Origin of the sequence: Maribacter aquivivus, from assembly GCF_900142175.1 — a bacterium.
Taxonomy (GTDB): Bacteria; Bacteroidota; Bacteroidia; order Flavobacteriales; family Flavobacteriaceae; genus Maribacter; species Maribacter aquivivus.
Map to the genome: position 1 here is coordinate 993,691 of NZ_FQZX01000001.1, position 13,969 is coordinate 1,007,659.

At 35.1% G+C, this 13,969-nt stretch carries 15 protein-coding genes; 6 read left to right on the plus strand and 9 right to left on the minus strand.

The annotated features are described in order from the left end of the window. From BUC31_RS04290 to BUC31_RS04315, 6 genes are all read left to right on the plus strand, one after another. On the plus strand, window positions 1-2,343 hold the full coding sequence (locus BUC31_RS04290) for a penicillin-binding protein 1A (protein WP_073241569.1): 2,343 nt from the start codon (window positions 1-3) through the stop codon (window positions 2,341-2,343). 104 nt (window positions 2,344-2,447) lie between these two features. Then, window positions 2,448-3,146: a CoA transferase subunit A gene (locus BUC31_RS04295; RefSeq protein ID WP_073241571.1), complete on the plus strand. Its 699-nt coding sequence runs from the start codon at window positions 2,448-2,450 to the stop codon at window positions 3,144-3,146. Between the two features lie 4 nt (window positions 3,147-3,150). Then, a complete protein-coding gene (locus BUC31_RS04300; protein WP_073241573.1) occupies window positions 3,151-3,804 on the plus strand; it encodes a CoA transferase subunit B in 654 nt (217 codons plus the stop codon). A gap of 507 nt (window positions 3,805-4,311) precedes the next feature. After that, window positions 4,312-4,677: a hypothetical protein gene (locus tag BUC31_RS04305; protein WP_073241575.1), complete on the plus strand. Its 366-nt coding sequence runs from the start codon at window positions 4,312-4,314 to the stop codon at window positions 4,675-4,677. A gap of 145 nt (window positions 4,678-4,822) precedes the next feature. Next, a complete protein-coding gene (locus BUC31_RS04310) occupies window positions 4,823-5,347 on the plus strand; it encodes a GNAT family N-acetyltransferase (RefSeq protein ID WP_073241577.1) in 525 nt (174 codons plus the stop codon). A gap of 19 nt (window positions 5,348-5,366) precedes the next feature. Then, window positions 5,367-6,515, plus strand: coding sequence for a serine hydrolase domain-containing protein (locus BUC31_RS04315; protein WP_073241579.1), 1,149 nt, complete (start codon window positions 5,367-5,369; stop codon window positions 6,513-6,515). Between the two features lie 10 nt (window positions 6,516-6,525). On the opposite strand, the gene BUC31_RS04320 is transcribed toward BUC31_RS04315, so the two are convergent. The 9 genes from BUC31_RS04320 to BUC31_RS04360 form a co-directional block, all read right to left on the minus strand. Next, complete coding sequence (locus BUC31_RS04320; protein WP_073241581.1) at window positions 6,526-7,683, minus strand: methionine aminotransferase; 1,158 nt, start codon at window positions 7,681-7,683, stop codon at window positions 6,526-6,528. An 82-nt stretch (window positions 7,684-7,765) separates the two neighbouring features. Further along, window positions 7,766-8,311, minus strand: coding sequence for a type 1 glutamine amidotransferase domain-containing protein (locus BUC31_RS04325; protein WP_073241583.1), 546 nt, complete (start codon window positions 8,309-8,311; stop codon window positions 7,766-7,768). Between the two features lie 131 nt (window positions 8,312-8,442). Continuing rightward, window positions 8,443-8,925 carry a very short patch repair endonuclease gene (locus tag BUC31_RS04330; protein WP_073241585.1) on the minus strand — a complete coding sequence of 161 codons (483 nt, stop codon included), beginning with the start codon at window positions 8,923-8,925 and terminating at the stop codon, window positions 8,443-8,445. A 66-nt stretch (window positions 8,926-8,991) separates the two neighbouring features. Further along, window positions 8,992-9,738 carry a succinate dehydrogenase/fumarate reductase iron-sulfur subunit gene (locus BUC31_RS04335; protein WP_073241586.1) on the minus strand — a complete coding sequence of 249 codons (747 nt, stop codon included), beginning with the start codon at window positions 9,736-9,738 and terminating at the stop codon, window positions 8,992-8,994. A 65-nt stretch (window positions 9,739-9,803) separates the two neighbouring features. After that, complete coding sequence (locus BUC31_RS04340; protein WP_073241588.1) at window positions 9,804-11,819, minus strand: fumarate reductase/succinate dehydrogenase flavoprotein subunit; 2,016 nt, start codon at window positions 11,817-11,819, stop codon at window positions 9,804-9,806. A 12-nt stretch (window positions 11,820-11,831) separates the two neighbouring features. After that, entirely contained in the window at window positions 11,832-12,512 is a 681-nt protein-coding gene (locus BUC31_RS04345) for a succinate dehydrogenase cytochrome b subunit (protein ID WP_073241590.1), read from the minus strand. A gap of 181 nt (window positions 12,513-12,693) precedes the next feature. Continuing rightward, entirely contained in the window at window positions 12,694-13,113 is a 420-nt protein-coding gene (locus tag BUC31_RS04350; protein WP_073241592.1) for a hypothetical protein, read from the minus strand. 110 nt (window positions 13,114-13,223) lie between these two features. Beyond that, a complete protein-coding gene (locus BUC31_RS04355; RefSeq protein ID WP_073241594.1) occupies window positions 13,224-13,613 on the minus strand; it encodes a DUF2721 domain-containing protein in 390 nt (129 codons plus the stop codon). A 12-nt stretch (window positions 13,614-13,625) separates the two neighbouring features. Beyond that, window positions 13,626-13,964 carry a cupin domain-containing protein gene (locus BUC31_RS04360; protein ID WP_073241596.1) on the minus strand — a complete coding sequence of 113 codons (339 nt, stop codon included), beginning with the start codon at window positions 13,962-13,964 and terminating at the stop codon, window positions 13,626-13,628. Between the last annotated feature and the right edge of the window lie 5 nt (window positions 13,965-13,969).

The following is a 13,969-nucleotide window of genomic DNA, read 5'->3' on the forward strand; positions in this document are numbered from 1 at the left end:
ATGGCAAAAGAGGTAAAGAAAAAAACAACGAATAGTTTTTCAAAATTCATATTATGGTTTTGGATCTTGTTTGGGTCAGGTATTGCTATTGTGGCATTAATTTTCCTATCTGCTTCTTGGGGACTTTTCGGTGAATTGCCTCCTTATGAGTATTTGGAAAATCCGCAGACAAATTTAGCCTCACAAATCATCTCTTCTGATGGTAATTTGTTGGGTAAATTTTATTTAGATGATAACCGTACCGATGTAAACTTTGAAGAACTACCAGAAAATTTGGTAAATACTCTTATGGCGAGTGAGGATATACGTTTTATGGACCATTCTGGTATTGATTCTCGAGGTACACTGAGGGCATTTTTCTATTTAGGAAAAAGGGGTGGAGCCAGTACTATAACCCAGCAATTGGCTCGTCAACTTTTTGTTGGAAGGGCAGCAAGAGGGTGGAAGCGGTATACTCAAAAAATTAAAGAATGGGTTTTAGCTATTAGATTAGAGCGAAGTTATACTAAAGAAGAAATCATAAGTATGTATTTGAATATCTATGATTTTGGTAATAATGCCGATGGTATACGTTCTGCAGCTCGTATCTATTTTGGTAAAGAACCTAAAGACCTTAAAATTGAAGAATCTGCCATGTTGGTAGGTATGTTGCAAAACTCATCTCTTTTTAACCCATTAAGGCGGGAAGAAATTACTTTTAAGAAAAGAAACATTGTTCTCGGACAGTTAGCTAGATATGATTATATCTCTGAAGTCGAGAAAGATTCTTTGCAGGCTATGAAGATGGATATTAATTATAATCCAGAAACACATAGTGTAGGTTTAGCAACTTACTTTAGAATGTATTTGCAGCGTTTTATGAAAGATTGGATATCTAAAAATCCAAAGCCGGCAATAGGTGATGAGTCAGATAAGTATAATTTATATTTAGACGGACTTAAAATCTACACGACCATTGATTCCAAAATGCAGGCAAATGCAGAAGAAGCAGTGAATGAGCACATGACAAAATTACAAGCTGAATTCTTTCACCAAAATACTCCAGATAGAAATAAGACCGCTCCTTTCTTAGATATTACTCCAGAAGAGACAAAGAAAATCATGGAACGTGCCATAAAGAGTTCTGACCGATGGAAAATTATGAAGGCTGCAGGAAAAACTGAAAAGGAAATTCGCGCATCTTTTGATAAGAAAACCGAAATGACTGTTTTTGATTGGAAGAGTCCGACTAAAGAAAAAGATACTATTCTTACACCAAGAGATTCTATTCGTTATTATAAGGCTTTTTTAAGAACAGCAATGATGTCTATGGAACCACAAACAGGTCATGTTAAGGCATGGGTTGGAGGTATCAATTATAAGCATTTTCAGTACGACAATGTTATACAAGGTTCAAGACAAGCTGGTTCTACTTTTAAACCTTTTGTCTATGCTGCAGCAATAGATCAATTACGACTATCACCTTGTGAAACTCGCCCAGATACGCAATACTGTATCGAAGCTGGTAAACATGGTAATGTTGAGCCATGGTGTCCAAGAAATTCTAATCTTAAATATTCAGGTAATAGCTATACTTTAAAAAAGGCATTGGCAAATTCTGTCAATACCGTTACTGCACAATTAATAGATGAGGTAGGTCCAAAATCTGTGGTTAGTATGGTGCGTAACTTAGGCTTGAGCGGAGATATTCTAGAAGTACCCGCAATTGCTTTAGGTACCGTAGATGTTAATGTATATGAAATGGTTGGGGCATATGGAGCCTTTGCTAACCAAGGGGTATATGTAAAACCTGTAATGGTAACTCGTATAGAAAATAAAGATGGTACTGTTTTATATGAATACGTTCCAGAAACTAAAGATGTTTTAAGTAAAGATGTTTCATATGCTATTTTAGATTTAATGAAAGGTGTTACTCAAGGTGGTTCTGGTACGCGTTTACGTACTACAGGTTATAATAAATGGAGAAAAGAGTACGATGAAATTATAACTGGATATCCTTATAAATTAACGAATCCTATTGCGGGTAAAACCGGTACAACACAAAATAATAGTGATGGTTGGTTTATGGGTATGGTGCCTAATTTAGTTACCGGTGTTTGGGTAGGTGGAGAAGAAAGAGCTGTTCACTTTAAAAGCATTACATATGGTCAAGGGGCATCTATGGCACTACCAATTTGGGGCTTGTATATGACGAAGAATTATGCAGACGAAGAGCTGGGTATCTCTAAAGAGGATTTTGAGAGACCAAGTAATATGTCTATCGAAATAAATTGCGATGAGTTCGCAGCTGATATTAAAGAAGATAATGATATTGAAGATGATTTGGAAGATTTGGATTTCTAATCATATTCTGTAGTATAGAAGAAAAGGTCTTGGTGCAAACCAAGGCCTTTTTTTATTTAATCCATTTTAAATGGGTAATTTAGTGATTAGATAATTTAATAAAAATGATACGTAAAACAGTAGCAAACGTAACCGATGCATTAGCAGGAGTAAAAGACGGAATGACCTTTATGTTAGGAGGATTTGGACTTTGTGGTATACCTGAAAATACCATAAGTGAATTGGTCAAGTTAGGTGTAAAAGATATCACTTGTATTTCTAATAATGCAGGAGTTGATGATTTTGGCTTGGGATTATTGTTGCAGCAACATCAAATTAAAAAAATGATCTCTTCTTATGTTGGCGAGAATGATGAATTTGAGCGACAGATGTTAAGTGGAGAGTTAGATGTTGAATTAACACCACAAGGTACACTGGCTGAAAAATGTAGAGCTGCACAAGCCGGTTTTCCTGCTTTTTTTACTCCGGCTGGGTATGGAACCGAAGTGGCAGAAGGAAAAGAAGTTCGGGAATTCAATGGTAAAATGTATATACTAGAAGAAGCTTTTCAGGCAGATTTTGCATTTGTTAAAGCTTGGAAAGGAGATGCCGCCGGTAACTTAATATTTAAGGGAACAGCAAGAAATTTTAATCCGTGTATGTGTGGGGCTGCAACAATTACTGTAGCTGAGGTTGAGGAATTAGTACCTGAAGGAGAGCTAGATCCAAACGAAATACATATTCCGGGAATATTTGTGCAACGCATTTTTCAAGGAAAAGATTACGAAAAAAGAATAGAACAAAGAACGGTACGTCAAAAATAAGAGCATGTTAGATAAAAACGGAATTGCAAAGAGAATTGCACAAGAAGTGGAAGACGGTTATTATGTAAACTTAGGTATAGGTATTCCTACCCTAGTTGCTAATTATGTTCGTGAAGATATTAGTGTAGAGTTTCAAAGTGAGAACGGAATTCTAGGTATGGGTCCATTCCCTTTTGAAGGGGAAGAAGATGCAGATTTAATAAATGCAGGTAAGCAAACCATTACAGCGCTGCCTGGTGCATCTTATTTTGACTCTGCAACGAGTTTTGCTATGATTAGAGGTAAACATGTAGATCTTACTATACTTGGTGCTATGGAAGTTGCTGAGAACGGTGATATAGCCAACTGGAAAATTCCGGGTAAAATGGTTAAGGGTATGGGTGGCGCTATGGATCTTGTAGCATCTGCAGAGAATATCATTGTTGCTATGATGCATACCAATAGAGCAGGAGAGTCTAAACTATTAAAGAAGTGTAGTCTTCCTTTAACAGGGGTTGGTTGTGTAAAAAAGATTGTAACTAATTTGGCAGTACTTGAGGTTGTAGAAGAAGGTTTTTTGTTGTTAGAAAGAGCGCCCGGTGTATCTGTAGATGATATCAAAGCTGCGACTGAGGGCAACTTAATAATTAGAGGTGATGTTATAGAGATGAATGTTTAGTAGGGTTGGGTAAAACATCGATGAAATAAGCTTTTTATATTTTTCACAACAGGTTATATTCAGTACACAACATTTATTGTCATGTTTGAGATCAACAGATGTATCTTTAGACCTCAATGAAACCCATAACCTATTAATTGCTTAACCATCATGAATTCTCAAATTAATCACACTGCAAACGAACATAAAATTCAAGTTTATAGAAATGACTTCTTTAGTGGATTTCTAAGACTTACCAAAAAGTTATTTATGTTATAAATTACTTTAACAAAATTATAAAAGAGCGACTTATTTAGTCGCTCTTTTTTTTTGCCTTTTTTTAGGAAATGAGAGTGTTAATAACCTATAATCATATTTTAAATTTTATGGGTGATGAACTAACTTGTCTAGGTTCACCACAATTTTAAGAAGTTTTACCACAAATACTTTATTGTAAGAAAAAGACTACATATATTTGAAATGTAATAAAAAGTGAGTCCCAAATCGCTTTGAAAAACTTAACCTAAAATGAAGTATGTATTTAGTTGCCTAATCTTGTTGGTACTTGTTGCCTCGTGTTCAAAAATTGAAGAAAATAATGATCCTATTATTGGTATTTGGAACCATACGGTTAAAACCGCTACTAATACGAATAAGATGGTTGTTGATAATGAAGAATGGATTTTTAATGATGTTTATCTAGGTAGATTTCATGGATACAAAGATGGACAAGTGGTTTATCTAACAGATTTCAACTGGAGTGTTAATGGAGATGTTTATATCGTTAGTTATCCAGGAACAGATTTCCCCAATGATTTTGTGAAAATGCAAGAGACAGAAGAAGGAACAATACTTATGAGAACAGAAGGTAAATTATTTGCCGAAAAACAATAAAAGTTCGCAAATGAAAAATGCCTACGAACTATTGTATGTTATAAACATGCATTATTAGAAACAGAAAAGTTACCAAATCAACCATTTTATAAAATTTCCCCCGGTTAGGAGCAAAGTAATTTGCTCCTTTTTTTATTTTAGGGGTATGGTACTTACTTACACTTTATGTTCTCTTGAAGAACTAGATCAATTGAGGTTAATTTCAGAACAAACTTTTGTTACTGCATTTGCTAAAGACAACGACCCTAAAGATTTTGAAATCTACATCAAAAAAGCTTTCGCATTAGAAACTATTAAAGAAGAACTGCTTAATCCTAATAGTGATTTTTACTTCGTATACACTAATAATGAAGTTGTTGGTTACTTTAAGTTAAATGTAAATGATGCACAGTCAGAACTAAAGCAAGAAGATAGTATAGAGTTAGAGCGTATTTATGTATTACAAACACATCAAGGTTTGGGTTTAGGGGAACAATTTCTACATCATATTAAAACCATTGCTCAAGAAAGAATGAAGAAAATGTTATGGTTAGGTGTGTGGCAAGAAAATAAACGTGCGATAAAATTTTATGAAAGACACGGATTTCAAAAATTTGATACGCATCCTTATTTTATAGGTTCGGATGAGCAAACAGATTGGTTAATGCGTTTCAATTTAAGTACCTTGTAGTAACTTCAAACTAACTTTCATGAAATTTCATTTTATCACCTTCGTAGCGCTCCTTGGTTTTTTAAATCTACAGGGGCAAGAATATTACTTTCCAGAACGAAATGCAGACTGGAAAATAAAATCACCAAAAGACTTTAAAATAAAAGACGCTAAGCTAAATGAAGCGGTAGATTTTGCAGAGGCAAATGAGTATTCTGGCTCTAGAGATTTGCGTATTGCTATCGTAAAAGGTTTTGAAAAAGAACCGTTTCATAAGATATTAGGTCCTACCAAAAAACGTGGTGGTCCGGCAGGTATGATTCTTAAAAATGGATATGTAGTTGCTCAATGGGGAGATACCAAAAGGGTTGACATGACTTTCAGTGTCACAAAGAGTTTTTTGAGCACCATGGCTGGTCTTGCTGAAGATGAAAAGCTTATTGCCGATACTAAGAATTTGGTAGGTGATTACATTTGGGACGGTACTTTTGATGGTGCACATAATTCTAAAATTACTTGGGAACACTTACTACAACAAAACTCCGCTTGGACTGGCGAACTTTGGGGCGGTAAAGATTGGGCTGACAGACCACCTAGTGAAGGTGGTATTGATGATTGGAAGTTAGCAAAACCTAAAGAACCTGGTACTTTTATGGAATATAATGATGTTCGTGTAAATGTGCTTGCATATTCGCTTACACATGTATGGCGCAAACCAATGCCTTTAGTCTTAAAAGAGAAAATTATGGATAAAATTGATGCATCTTCTACATGGCGTTGGTTTGGTTATGATGATGCTTGGACAGAAATTGACGGACTTCAAATGAAGTCGGTTACTGGTGGCGGACATTCAGGTGCAGGAATATTCATTAGCGCAGAAGATATGGCGCGTTTTGGTATGTTGTTCTTGAATAATGGTAAATGGAAGAATGACCAATTGATTTCTGAAAATTGGATTCAAAAGGCAACTACGCCTTCAATACCTAATGCGAATTATGGCTACATGTGGTGGTTAAATAAAAAGGGAGATAGACATTGGGAAGGTCTATCAGAAAATATCTACTATGCTGCCGGTTTTGGCGGTAACTTTATTGTTATAGATAAAGAGAATGATGTGGTCGTTGTAACCCGTTGGTTAGAACCTAGTAAAATTGGTGAATTTATGTCTAAAGTAAATGCTGCTTTTTAGTAAGTAGTTTTTATAGCTTACATAGAATTTCTACTGCTTTTTCTAAAGTTTCCTGTTTTTTGGCAAAGCAGAATCTTAACATATGATCATTTCTGTTATCGACATTGAAAGAGGAAATCGGTATAGATGCTATGCCGTTTTCGATAATTAATCGTTCCCCTATTACTTCATCTTCTTCATTTGAAATAGGAGAATAATCTAATAATTGAAAATAAGTGCCTTGGGAAGGTTTAAACTTAAATTTGGATAATTTTATTCCTTCTAGAAAGAAATTACGTTTTTTCTGGTAAAAATTGTTCAAATCTAAGTAATGTGATGGGTTTTTCAAATATTCAGCAAGTGCCCGCTGTACAGGGTGGTCTACACAGAACACGGCAAATTGATGCACCTTTCTAAACTCTTTCATTAATTCTGCCGGTGCTACGCAGTAGCCAACCTTCCATCCCGTTACATGAAATGTTTTTCCGAAAGAAGCACAGACAAAACTTCTGTTGGCTAAATCTGGAAATCTAGAGGCACTTTCATGGACTTGTCCATCAAAAATGATATGCTCATAAACCTCGTCGCTTAAAAGAATAATATTAGTAGGTTTTAATATCTTCTCTAGCTGTTCCATATCCAATTTTGAAAATATGGTTCCACTAGGATTATGAGGGGTATTTAAAATGACCATTTTGGTCTTATCCGTAATTTTTTGTTGAAACACGGTCCAATCAATCTTATAATCTGGAGCGTCTAATTGAACATAAACTGGAATACCACCATTTAAGATTATTGCTGGCTCATAACAATCGTAAGCGGGTTTTATGACAATTACTTCGTCTCCTTTATTAATAAACGCTGTAATAGCCGTAAAAATGGCTTCAGTTGCACCAACGGTAACAGTTATTTCATTCTCGGGGTCATATGTTCGATTATGAAGTGTTTCTATCTTTTCTGATATAACCTCCCTAAGACCAAAATACCCTGGCATAGGTGCGTATTGATTATGACCATTATTCAAAGCATCAGTAACTAGTGATTTTAATTTATCATCGGCTTCAAAATTTGGAAATCCTTGCGAAAGATCAATAGCATTATGTCCTCTTGCAAGATTACCTACTGTTGTAAAAATGGTTGTTTTAACATCGGGTAATTTTGAGGCATTAATAAGTGGTCTATAATCCATAGTAGTAAATGTATGAATTTTGAGAATGATCATAAAAAAAGCCCAACCATTTGGTTGGGCTTTTCAATTCTATTAAAACGAATTATGCATGTTGCATTTCATGTTTTCCTTCTTTTATTTCCTCAATTAATTTGGAATTAAAAGCAGGTAAATCATCAGGGTTTCTACTTGTTACAAAACCTTCATCTACAACAACCTCTTGGTCTACCCAATTGGCGCCTGCATTCACTAAATCATCTTTAATAGAATTAAATGATGTCATTTTTCTTCCTTCTACTACTCCTGCACTAATTAATGTCCACGGTGCATGGCAAATCGCCGCTACTGGTTTCTTTAATTTAAAGAAATCACGAACAAAATTCAATGCAGTTTCTTCTCTTCTAAGTAAATCTGGATTAATTACTCCGCCTGGTAAAACAAGTGCATTATAATCTTCTGCCTTTACTTCACTTAATGTTTTATCTACTTTATAGCTGTTAGACCAATTTCCATCTGCCCAACCTTTTATTTCTCCTTTTTCTAAACTTACTATTTCAACATTGAAGCCTTCTTTTTCCATGGCTTCTTTTGGAGATTTTAATTCACTTTCTTCAAATCCATTTGTAGCTAAAATTGCTATCCTCTTCATATTATATACTTTTAAACGATTAATAATTTGTTTGATACTAAGTTACAAATCAGTTAAGGTGAAAGTCGTTAAGGCTATATTAAATATTGGTTCACAAGGGTTAAACATTTATTAAATGAACTTTATAAAACTCATTTTGTGCTCATTTGCACAGTATATAAATGTTCAATTGTTCTAGTAATACATTCTTCAAGATTTTTTTTAACTTCTGTTTCCCAGAATCTTATTACGGTGTAACCCAATCGAATTAGTTCTTTATTTACTTCAACATCTCGTTGAATGTTTCGCTCAATTTTTGCTATCCAAAATTCTCTATTGGTTTTAACCTTTGGTTTTCGTTCTGCCCAATTTTTGCCATGCCAGTATTCTCCATCAATAAATATGACAGTTTTGTATTTGGGTAAAGCGATGTCTGGTTTGCCTATTAATTTTTTGTAATCTATACGATATCGAAAACCTTTGGCATATAAAGCTTTTCTAAAAGCAAGTTCTGGTTTGGTATTCTTGCCCTTTATCTTACTCATTATTTTTGAGCGCTGTGGGGTAGTGTAGAAACCAGATTCTTCATTGAACCTAGGTACTTTAATTCTTTCTTTAGGATAGTCTTCTGACATATCTTAAAAATAAAAAATCCCGAACCTTTACGGTCGGGATTTTTTAAAACTTTATGATTGTTAAGTCTAACTTTTAACGTTAGCGCTTAAGAACTCGCGGTTCATTCTTGCAATGTTTTCTAAAGAAATTCCTTTCGGGCATTCTACTTCACATGCTCCAGTATTGGTACAGTTACCAAAACCTTCTAGATCCATTTGTGCTACCATGTTTTTAACACGATCTACAGCTTCTACTTGACCTTGTGGTAATAGTGCGTATTGAGATACTTTAGCACCTACAAACAACATTGCTGAAGCGTTTTTACAACTAGCAACACAAGCACCACAACCAATACATGTAGCTGCATCCATAGCCTCATCTGCAGCGTGCTTGGATATTGGAATACCATTAGCGTCTTGAGTGTTACCTGAAGTGTTTACAGAAATGTATCCACCTGCATGTTGTATACGGTCAAAAGAACTTCTGTCAACAACTAAATCTTTAATTACAGGAAACGCTTTTGCTCTAAATGGTTCAATAGTAATTGTGTCACCATCTTTGAACATACGCATGTGCAATTGACATGTTGTTACACCTCTATCTGGACCGTGTGCTTCACCATTAATGAACATTGAACACATACCGCAGATACCTTCTCTACAATCGTGATCAAAAGCTACAGGTTCTTCACCCTTATTAATTAGTTGTTCGTTAAGAACATCCATCATTTCTAAGAACGACATATGTTCAGAAATCTCTGTCACTTTATAATCGACCATTTTACCCTTAGCTTGGGCATTTGATTGTCTCCAAATTTTTAATGTCAGATTCATATTTTAAGTATTGAGTAGTGAGTATTATGTAATGAAGTCAATCATTTGTAATAGCTCAATACTATTTATTTATAACTTCTTTGTTTTAATTCGATTTCGTTGAACTCTAGCTCTTCTTTATGTAAAACGGCATCACCAGGTTCTCCTTTATATTCCCATGCAGAAACGAATGCGAAATCAACATCATTACGTTTAGCTTCACCTTCTTGCTCGCCACCTAATTCTACAGATTCTTCTCTAAAGTGACCTCCACAAGATTCTTCTCTTGCCAAAGCATCTTTAGCGAATAATTCTCCTAATTCTAAGAAATCTGCTACACGACCAGCTTTCTCTAATTCAGCATTAAGTTCGGTTGCAGTACCAGGTACACTAACGTTTTTGTAGAAATCTTCACGTAAAGCCTTAATTTCTGCCATTGCTTCTTTTAAGCCTTCAGCGTTACGAGACATTCCACATTTCTCCCACATAATATTACCTAATTTTTTATGGTAATAATCTACGGAATGAGATCCTTTGTTATTCACAAAGAAATTAATTTTATCAGTTACTTCCTTTTCAGCAGCCTCAAATTCTGGAGTATCGGTTGCTATCTTACCGGTACGAATTTCGTGAGATAGGTAATCGCCAATTGTGTATGGCAATACAAAGTAACCATCAGCCAAACCTTGCATTAAGGCAGAAGCTCCAAGTCTGTTTGCACCGTGATCAGAGAAGTTTGCTTCACCTATACAGTAAAGACCTTCTACAGTAGTCATTAAGTTATAATCTACCCAAACACCACCCATAGTATAATGTACCGCTGGGTAAATCATCATTGGAGTTTTGTATGGATCTTGATCAACGATCTTCTCATACATTTGAAACAGGTTACCGTACTTCGCTTTTACGATAGCGGCACCTAATTCATATATCTTATCTGCAGAAGCGTTGGTTATATTATGAATTTTAGCTTGTTCAATTCCGTAACGTTGAATTGCAGAAGCAAAATCTAAATACACTGCTTCACCAGTTGCATTAACACCATAACCAGCATCGCAACGTTCTTTTGCAGCTCTCGAAGCAACGTCACGTGGAACCAAGTTACCAAATGCAGGGTATCTTCTTTCTAAGTAATAATCTCTTTCATCTTCAGACAAATCGGTTGGCTTTTTCTTGCCTTCACGTATTGCCATTACATCATCCATATTCTTAGGAACCCAAATACGACCATCGTTACGTAAAGATTCAGACATCAATGTAAGTTTAGACTGATAATCTCCTGAACGAGGAATACAAGTTGGGTGAATTTGTGTATAACAAGGGTTTGCAAAAAATGCTCCCTTTTTGTGTATTTTCCAAGCTGCTGTAGCATTAGACCCCATTGCATTGGTTGAAAGGAAATATACGTTTCCGTATCCACCAGAAGCAATAACAACGGCATGTGCAGAGTGGCGTTCTATTTCACCAGTAACTAAGTTACGAGCAATAATACCACGAGCCTTGCCATCAACCTTTACTACATCTAACATTTCATGACGATTGAACGGGGTAATTTTACCACGTGCAATTTGTCTGTTCATTGCTGAGTAAGCTCCTAACAATAATTGTTGGCCTGTTTGTCCTTTTGCATAGAAAGTACGAGAAACTAATACACCACCGAAAGAACGGTTGTCTAAAAGTCCGCCATAATCACGTGCAAATGGTACACCTTGGGCAACACATTGGTCAATGATGTTTGCAGAAACTTCTGCTAATCTATATACGTTTGCTTCTCTTGAACGGTAATCGCCACCTTTTACGGTATCGTAAAATAAACGGTAAGTAGAATCACCATCACCTTGATAGTTTTTTGCAGCATTAATACCACCTTGTGCAGCAATAGAGTGAGCTCTTCTTGGAGAATCTTGGTAGCAAAATGTTTTTACATTATAGCCTAATTCTGCTAAAGTTGCAGCAGCAGAACCACCTGCCAATCCTGTTCCAACAACGATTACATCAATATTACGTTTGTTAGCAGGGTTAACTAAATCTATGTGGTTCTTATAATCGGTCCACTTCGTTTTCAATGGACCTTTAGGTACTTTTGAGTCTAATACAGACATAAGTAATAGGTATTAATGATGATTAAAATGATGAAAAAGTGCAATGAATATAAATCCTAACGGAATTGCAATGGAATACACTTTAGCAAACAATTGTAGTTTTTCTTTTCTCATACTCGATGCACCGGCAGACTGAAATGCAGAACTGAAACCATGCATAAGGTGTAGCGATAAGAAAATGAAGGCAATAACATAAGCACCTACGCGTAATGGGTTTTCAAATTTATGAGCAAGTTCCTCATAGTATCTGAATCCTTCACCATTTGGTAGTAAACCAGTCATGTCTCCATCAATAAACTTGGTGTTGATTTCTGGAATCCAGAAATCGATAAAGTGAAGTACTAAGAAAGCTAAAATAGCTAATCCGCTGTAAATCATATTACGGCTCATCCAAGATGAATTGGCTGCACCATTGTTCTTTGCATATGTTTTCACTCTTGCACTTCTGTTTTTAGCTTCTAAAATGAAACCCATCACAAAGTGATAAATAACACCGAAAATTAAAACAGGCTGCAAAACATATTGTACGGCCCAAAAAGTGCCCATAAAATGCGAAGCTTCATTAAACGCATCGGGACTTATAACCGATAAGATGTTTATTGCAAAATGCTGAAGTAGAAAAAACATTAAAAAGAAAGCAGAAAGCGCCATTGCGTACTTTCTACCAATCGAAGATTTAAAAAATCCGCTCATTAGTCGTTAATTTTATATGCGAATTTACATCACAAGCTAGTTATTAACAAGAATTAAGCAGTTTTAGTATGTCTATTTAGATTGATTTTAAAATGTATTTTTTGGATGTTTAAGAATTTCTTCGAATTATTAGGTTTAAAATGAGAATTCTTGAACAAAACTGATTTAGTAAGTAGCTGGCTTAATTTGCTTTTTTTGAGATTTGTAGCGCCCAAGCTACAGCTTGGTCTAAATCTGTAAAAGTTTTAATTCTTTTTGGAAAAATTAATTGCTTTAGCATTGTGCTAAATATGTTGTTTTTTAATGCACCAACTGAAGCTATATGTTGCATGTCAAAACGATTTTTGTGAAACTTAAACCATTCAAAAGGTGATACACGATATCTGTTCACCCTATTGGCAATATAAATTAATGGAATATCATTATCATAAATTTCTTGCGCTGCGTAGACTGCTTTTTTTGCATTGTTCCACTTGAATTTAGCGCCTTCATTCATTTCGGATATAACGATACCTCCTTTGAAGAAATAGAATACCCCAAATTCGAATTCTCTTATTTCCCTTATCTGGTTTATTAATTCGAGTTCTCGAACTCTTTTCATGCCTTCTTTTTAGCGGACGGCAAAGATATTGATTATTAACTAAATAGCTTATAAAAACATCGATGAACGGTATGCTTATTAGTTAGGATAACCTACATATCAAAAGAGAATTATTTTTCCATATCCTTCAACTGAATTTCTAATGCTTTAGTCGATAATTGAACTTCAATCAATGAAAGTATTAATGAGGTCATAAGTGCAAATAAGCTTATGCTAAATACTAAGTTTGCCCAAAAAGTAAATTCGGCATAAATTAAGGTCATAGTAATAACGGCTAAGAGGAAGCTAACAATAGCAGTTGCCTGCATATTTTTAATAATAGTTAGTCGCTTTCTTAATTTTTGTACTTGTAGCCCAACAGACTGCGATGCCGTTTCTTGATATTTTTGATGCAATTGCCGAATTAAAGCTGCAATGGCTAAATAACGTGCATTATAGGCTAGCATAGTCAATGAAATAGCTGGAAAAAGTAGTGCCGGTATTCCTAAGGTTAATTCCATAATTAATTCTTCTTAATCTGTGGCTATGCCAAAATAGGTCCAAGTAACATCTATTGAAAAAGGATTGCTCTGTCCGTGAATCTCACCTGGCTCTATAGTTATACAATTACCAGGGCCAACTTCATAATCTTTTCCTGAAATTGTAAAAATAGCTTTCCCTGTTTGAATGTGAAATACCTCATACATAGTGTCGTGTTGGTGTAATTCTACTTGCTGACCAGGTTTAAAAACGGCGGTACCGTACATCATTAATTGTGGTATTTCTCCACGATTTATCAATGTTCTTTTTTTAATCTCTGCGTTATGGCTAACTCCTAAATCGGGTAGTTCGTTCCAGTCAACTATTTTCATTAGTC

What these genes read in the sequence shown, in the direction of transcription:
- BUC31_RS04300 (WP_073241573.1), top strand. Translation starts at nt 3,151, where the DNA reads ATGTTAGATAAAAACGGAATTGCAAAGAGAATTGCACAAGAAGTGGAA.
- BUC31_RS04340 (WP_073241588.1), bottom strand. Translation starts at nt 11,819, where the DNA reads ATGTCTGTATTAGACTCAAAAGTACCTAAAGGTCCATTGAAAACGAAG.
- BUC31_RS04320 (WP_073241581.1), bottom strand. Translation starts at nt 7,683, where the DNA reads ATGGATTATAGACCACTTATTAATGCCTCAAAATTACCCGATGTTAAA.
- BUC31_RS04305 (WP_073241575.1), top strand. Translation starts at nt 4,312, where the DNA reads ATGAAGTATGTATTTAGTTGCCTAATCTTGTTGGTACTTGTTGCCTCG.
- BUC31_RS04325 (WP_073241583.1), bottom strand. Translation starts at nt 8,311, where the DNA reads ATGAAGAGGATAGCAATTTTAGCTACAAATGGATTTGAAGAAAGTGAA.
- BUC31_RS04360 (WP_073241596.1), bottom strand. Translation starts at nt 13,964, where the DNA reads ATGAAAATAGTTGACTGGAACGAACTACCCGATTTAGGAGTTAGCCAT.
- BUC31_RS04295 (WP_073241571.1), top strand. Translation starts at nt 2,448, where the DNA reads ATGATACGTAAAACAGTAGCAAACGTAACCGATGCATTAGCAGGAGTA.
- BUC31_RS04315 (WP_073241579.1), top strand. Translation starts at nt 5,367, where the DNA reads ATGAAATTTCATTTTATCACCTTCGTAGCGCTCCTTGGTTTTTTAAAT.
- BUC31_RS04330 (WP_073241585.1), bottom strand. Translation starts at nt 8,925, where the DNA reads ATGTCAGAAGACTATCCTAAAGAAAGAATTAAAGTACCTAGGTTCAAT.
- BUC31_RS04310 (WP_073241577.1), top strand. Translation starts at nt 4,823, where the DNA reads ATGGTACTTACTTACACTTTATGTTCTCTTGAAGAACTAGATCAATTG.
- BUC31_RS04335 (WP_073241586.1), bottom strand. Translation starts at nt 9,738, where the DNA reads ATGAATCTGACATTAAAAATTTGGAGACAATCAAATGCCCAAGCTAAG.
- BUC31_RS04350 (WP_073241592.1), bottom strand. Translation starts at nt 13,113, where the DNA reads ATGAAAAGAGTTCGAGAACTCGAATTAATAAACCAGATAAGGGAAATA.
- BUC31_RS04290 (WP_073241569.1), top strand. Translation starts at nt 1, where the DNA reads ATGGCAAAAGAGGTAAAGAAAAAAACAACGAATAGTTTTTCAAAATTC.
- BUC31_RS04345 (WP_073241590.1), bottom strand. Translation starts at nt 12,512, where the DNA reads ATGAGCGGATTTTTTAAATCTTCGATTGGTAGAAAGTACGCAATGGCG.
- BUC31_RS04355 (WP_073241594.1), bottom strand. Translation starts at nt 13,613, where the DNA reads ATGGAATTAACCTTAGGAATACCGGCACTACTTTTTCCAGCTATTTCA.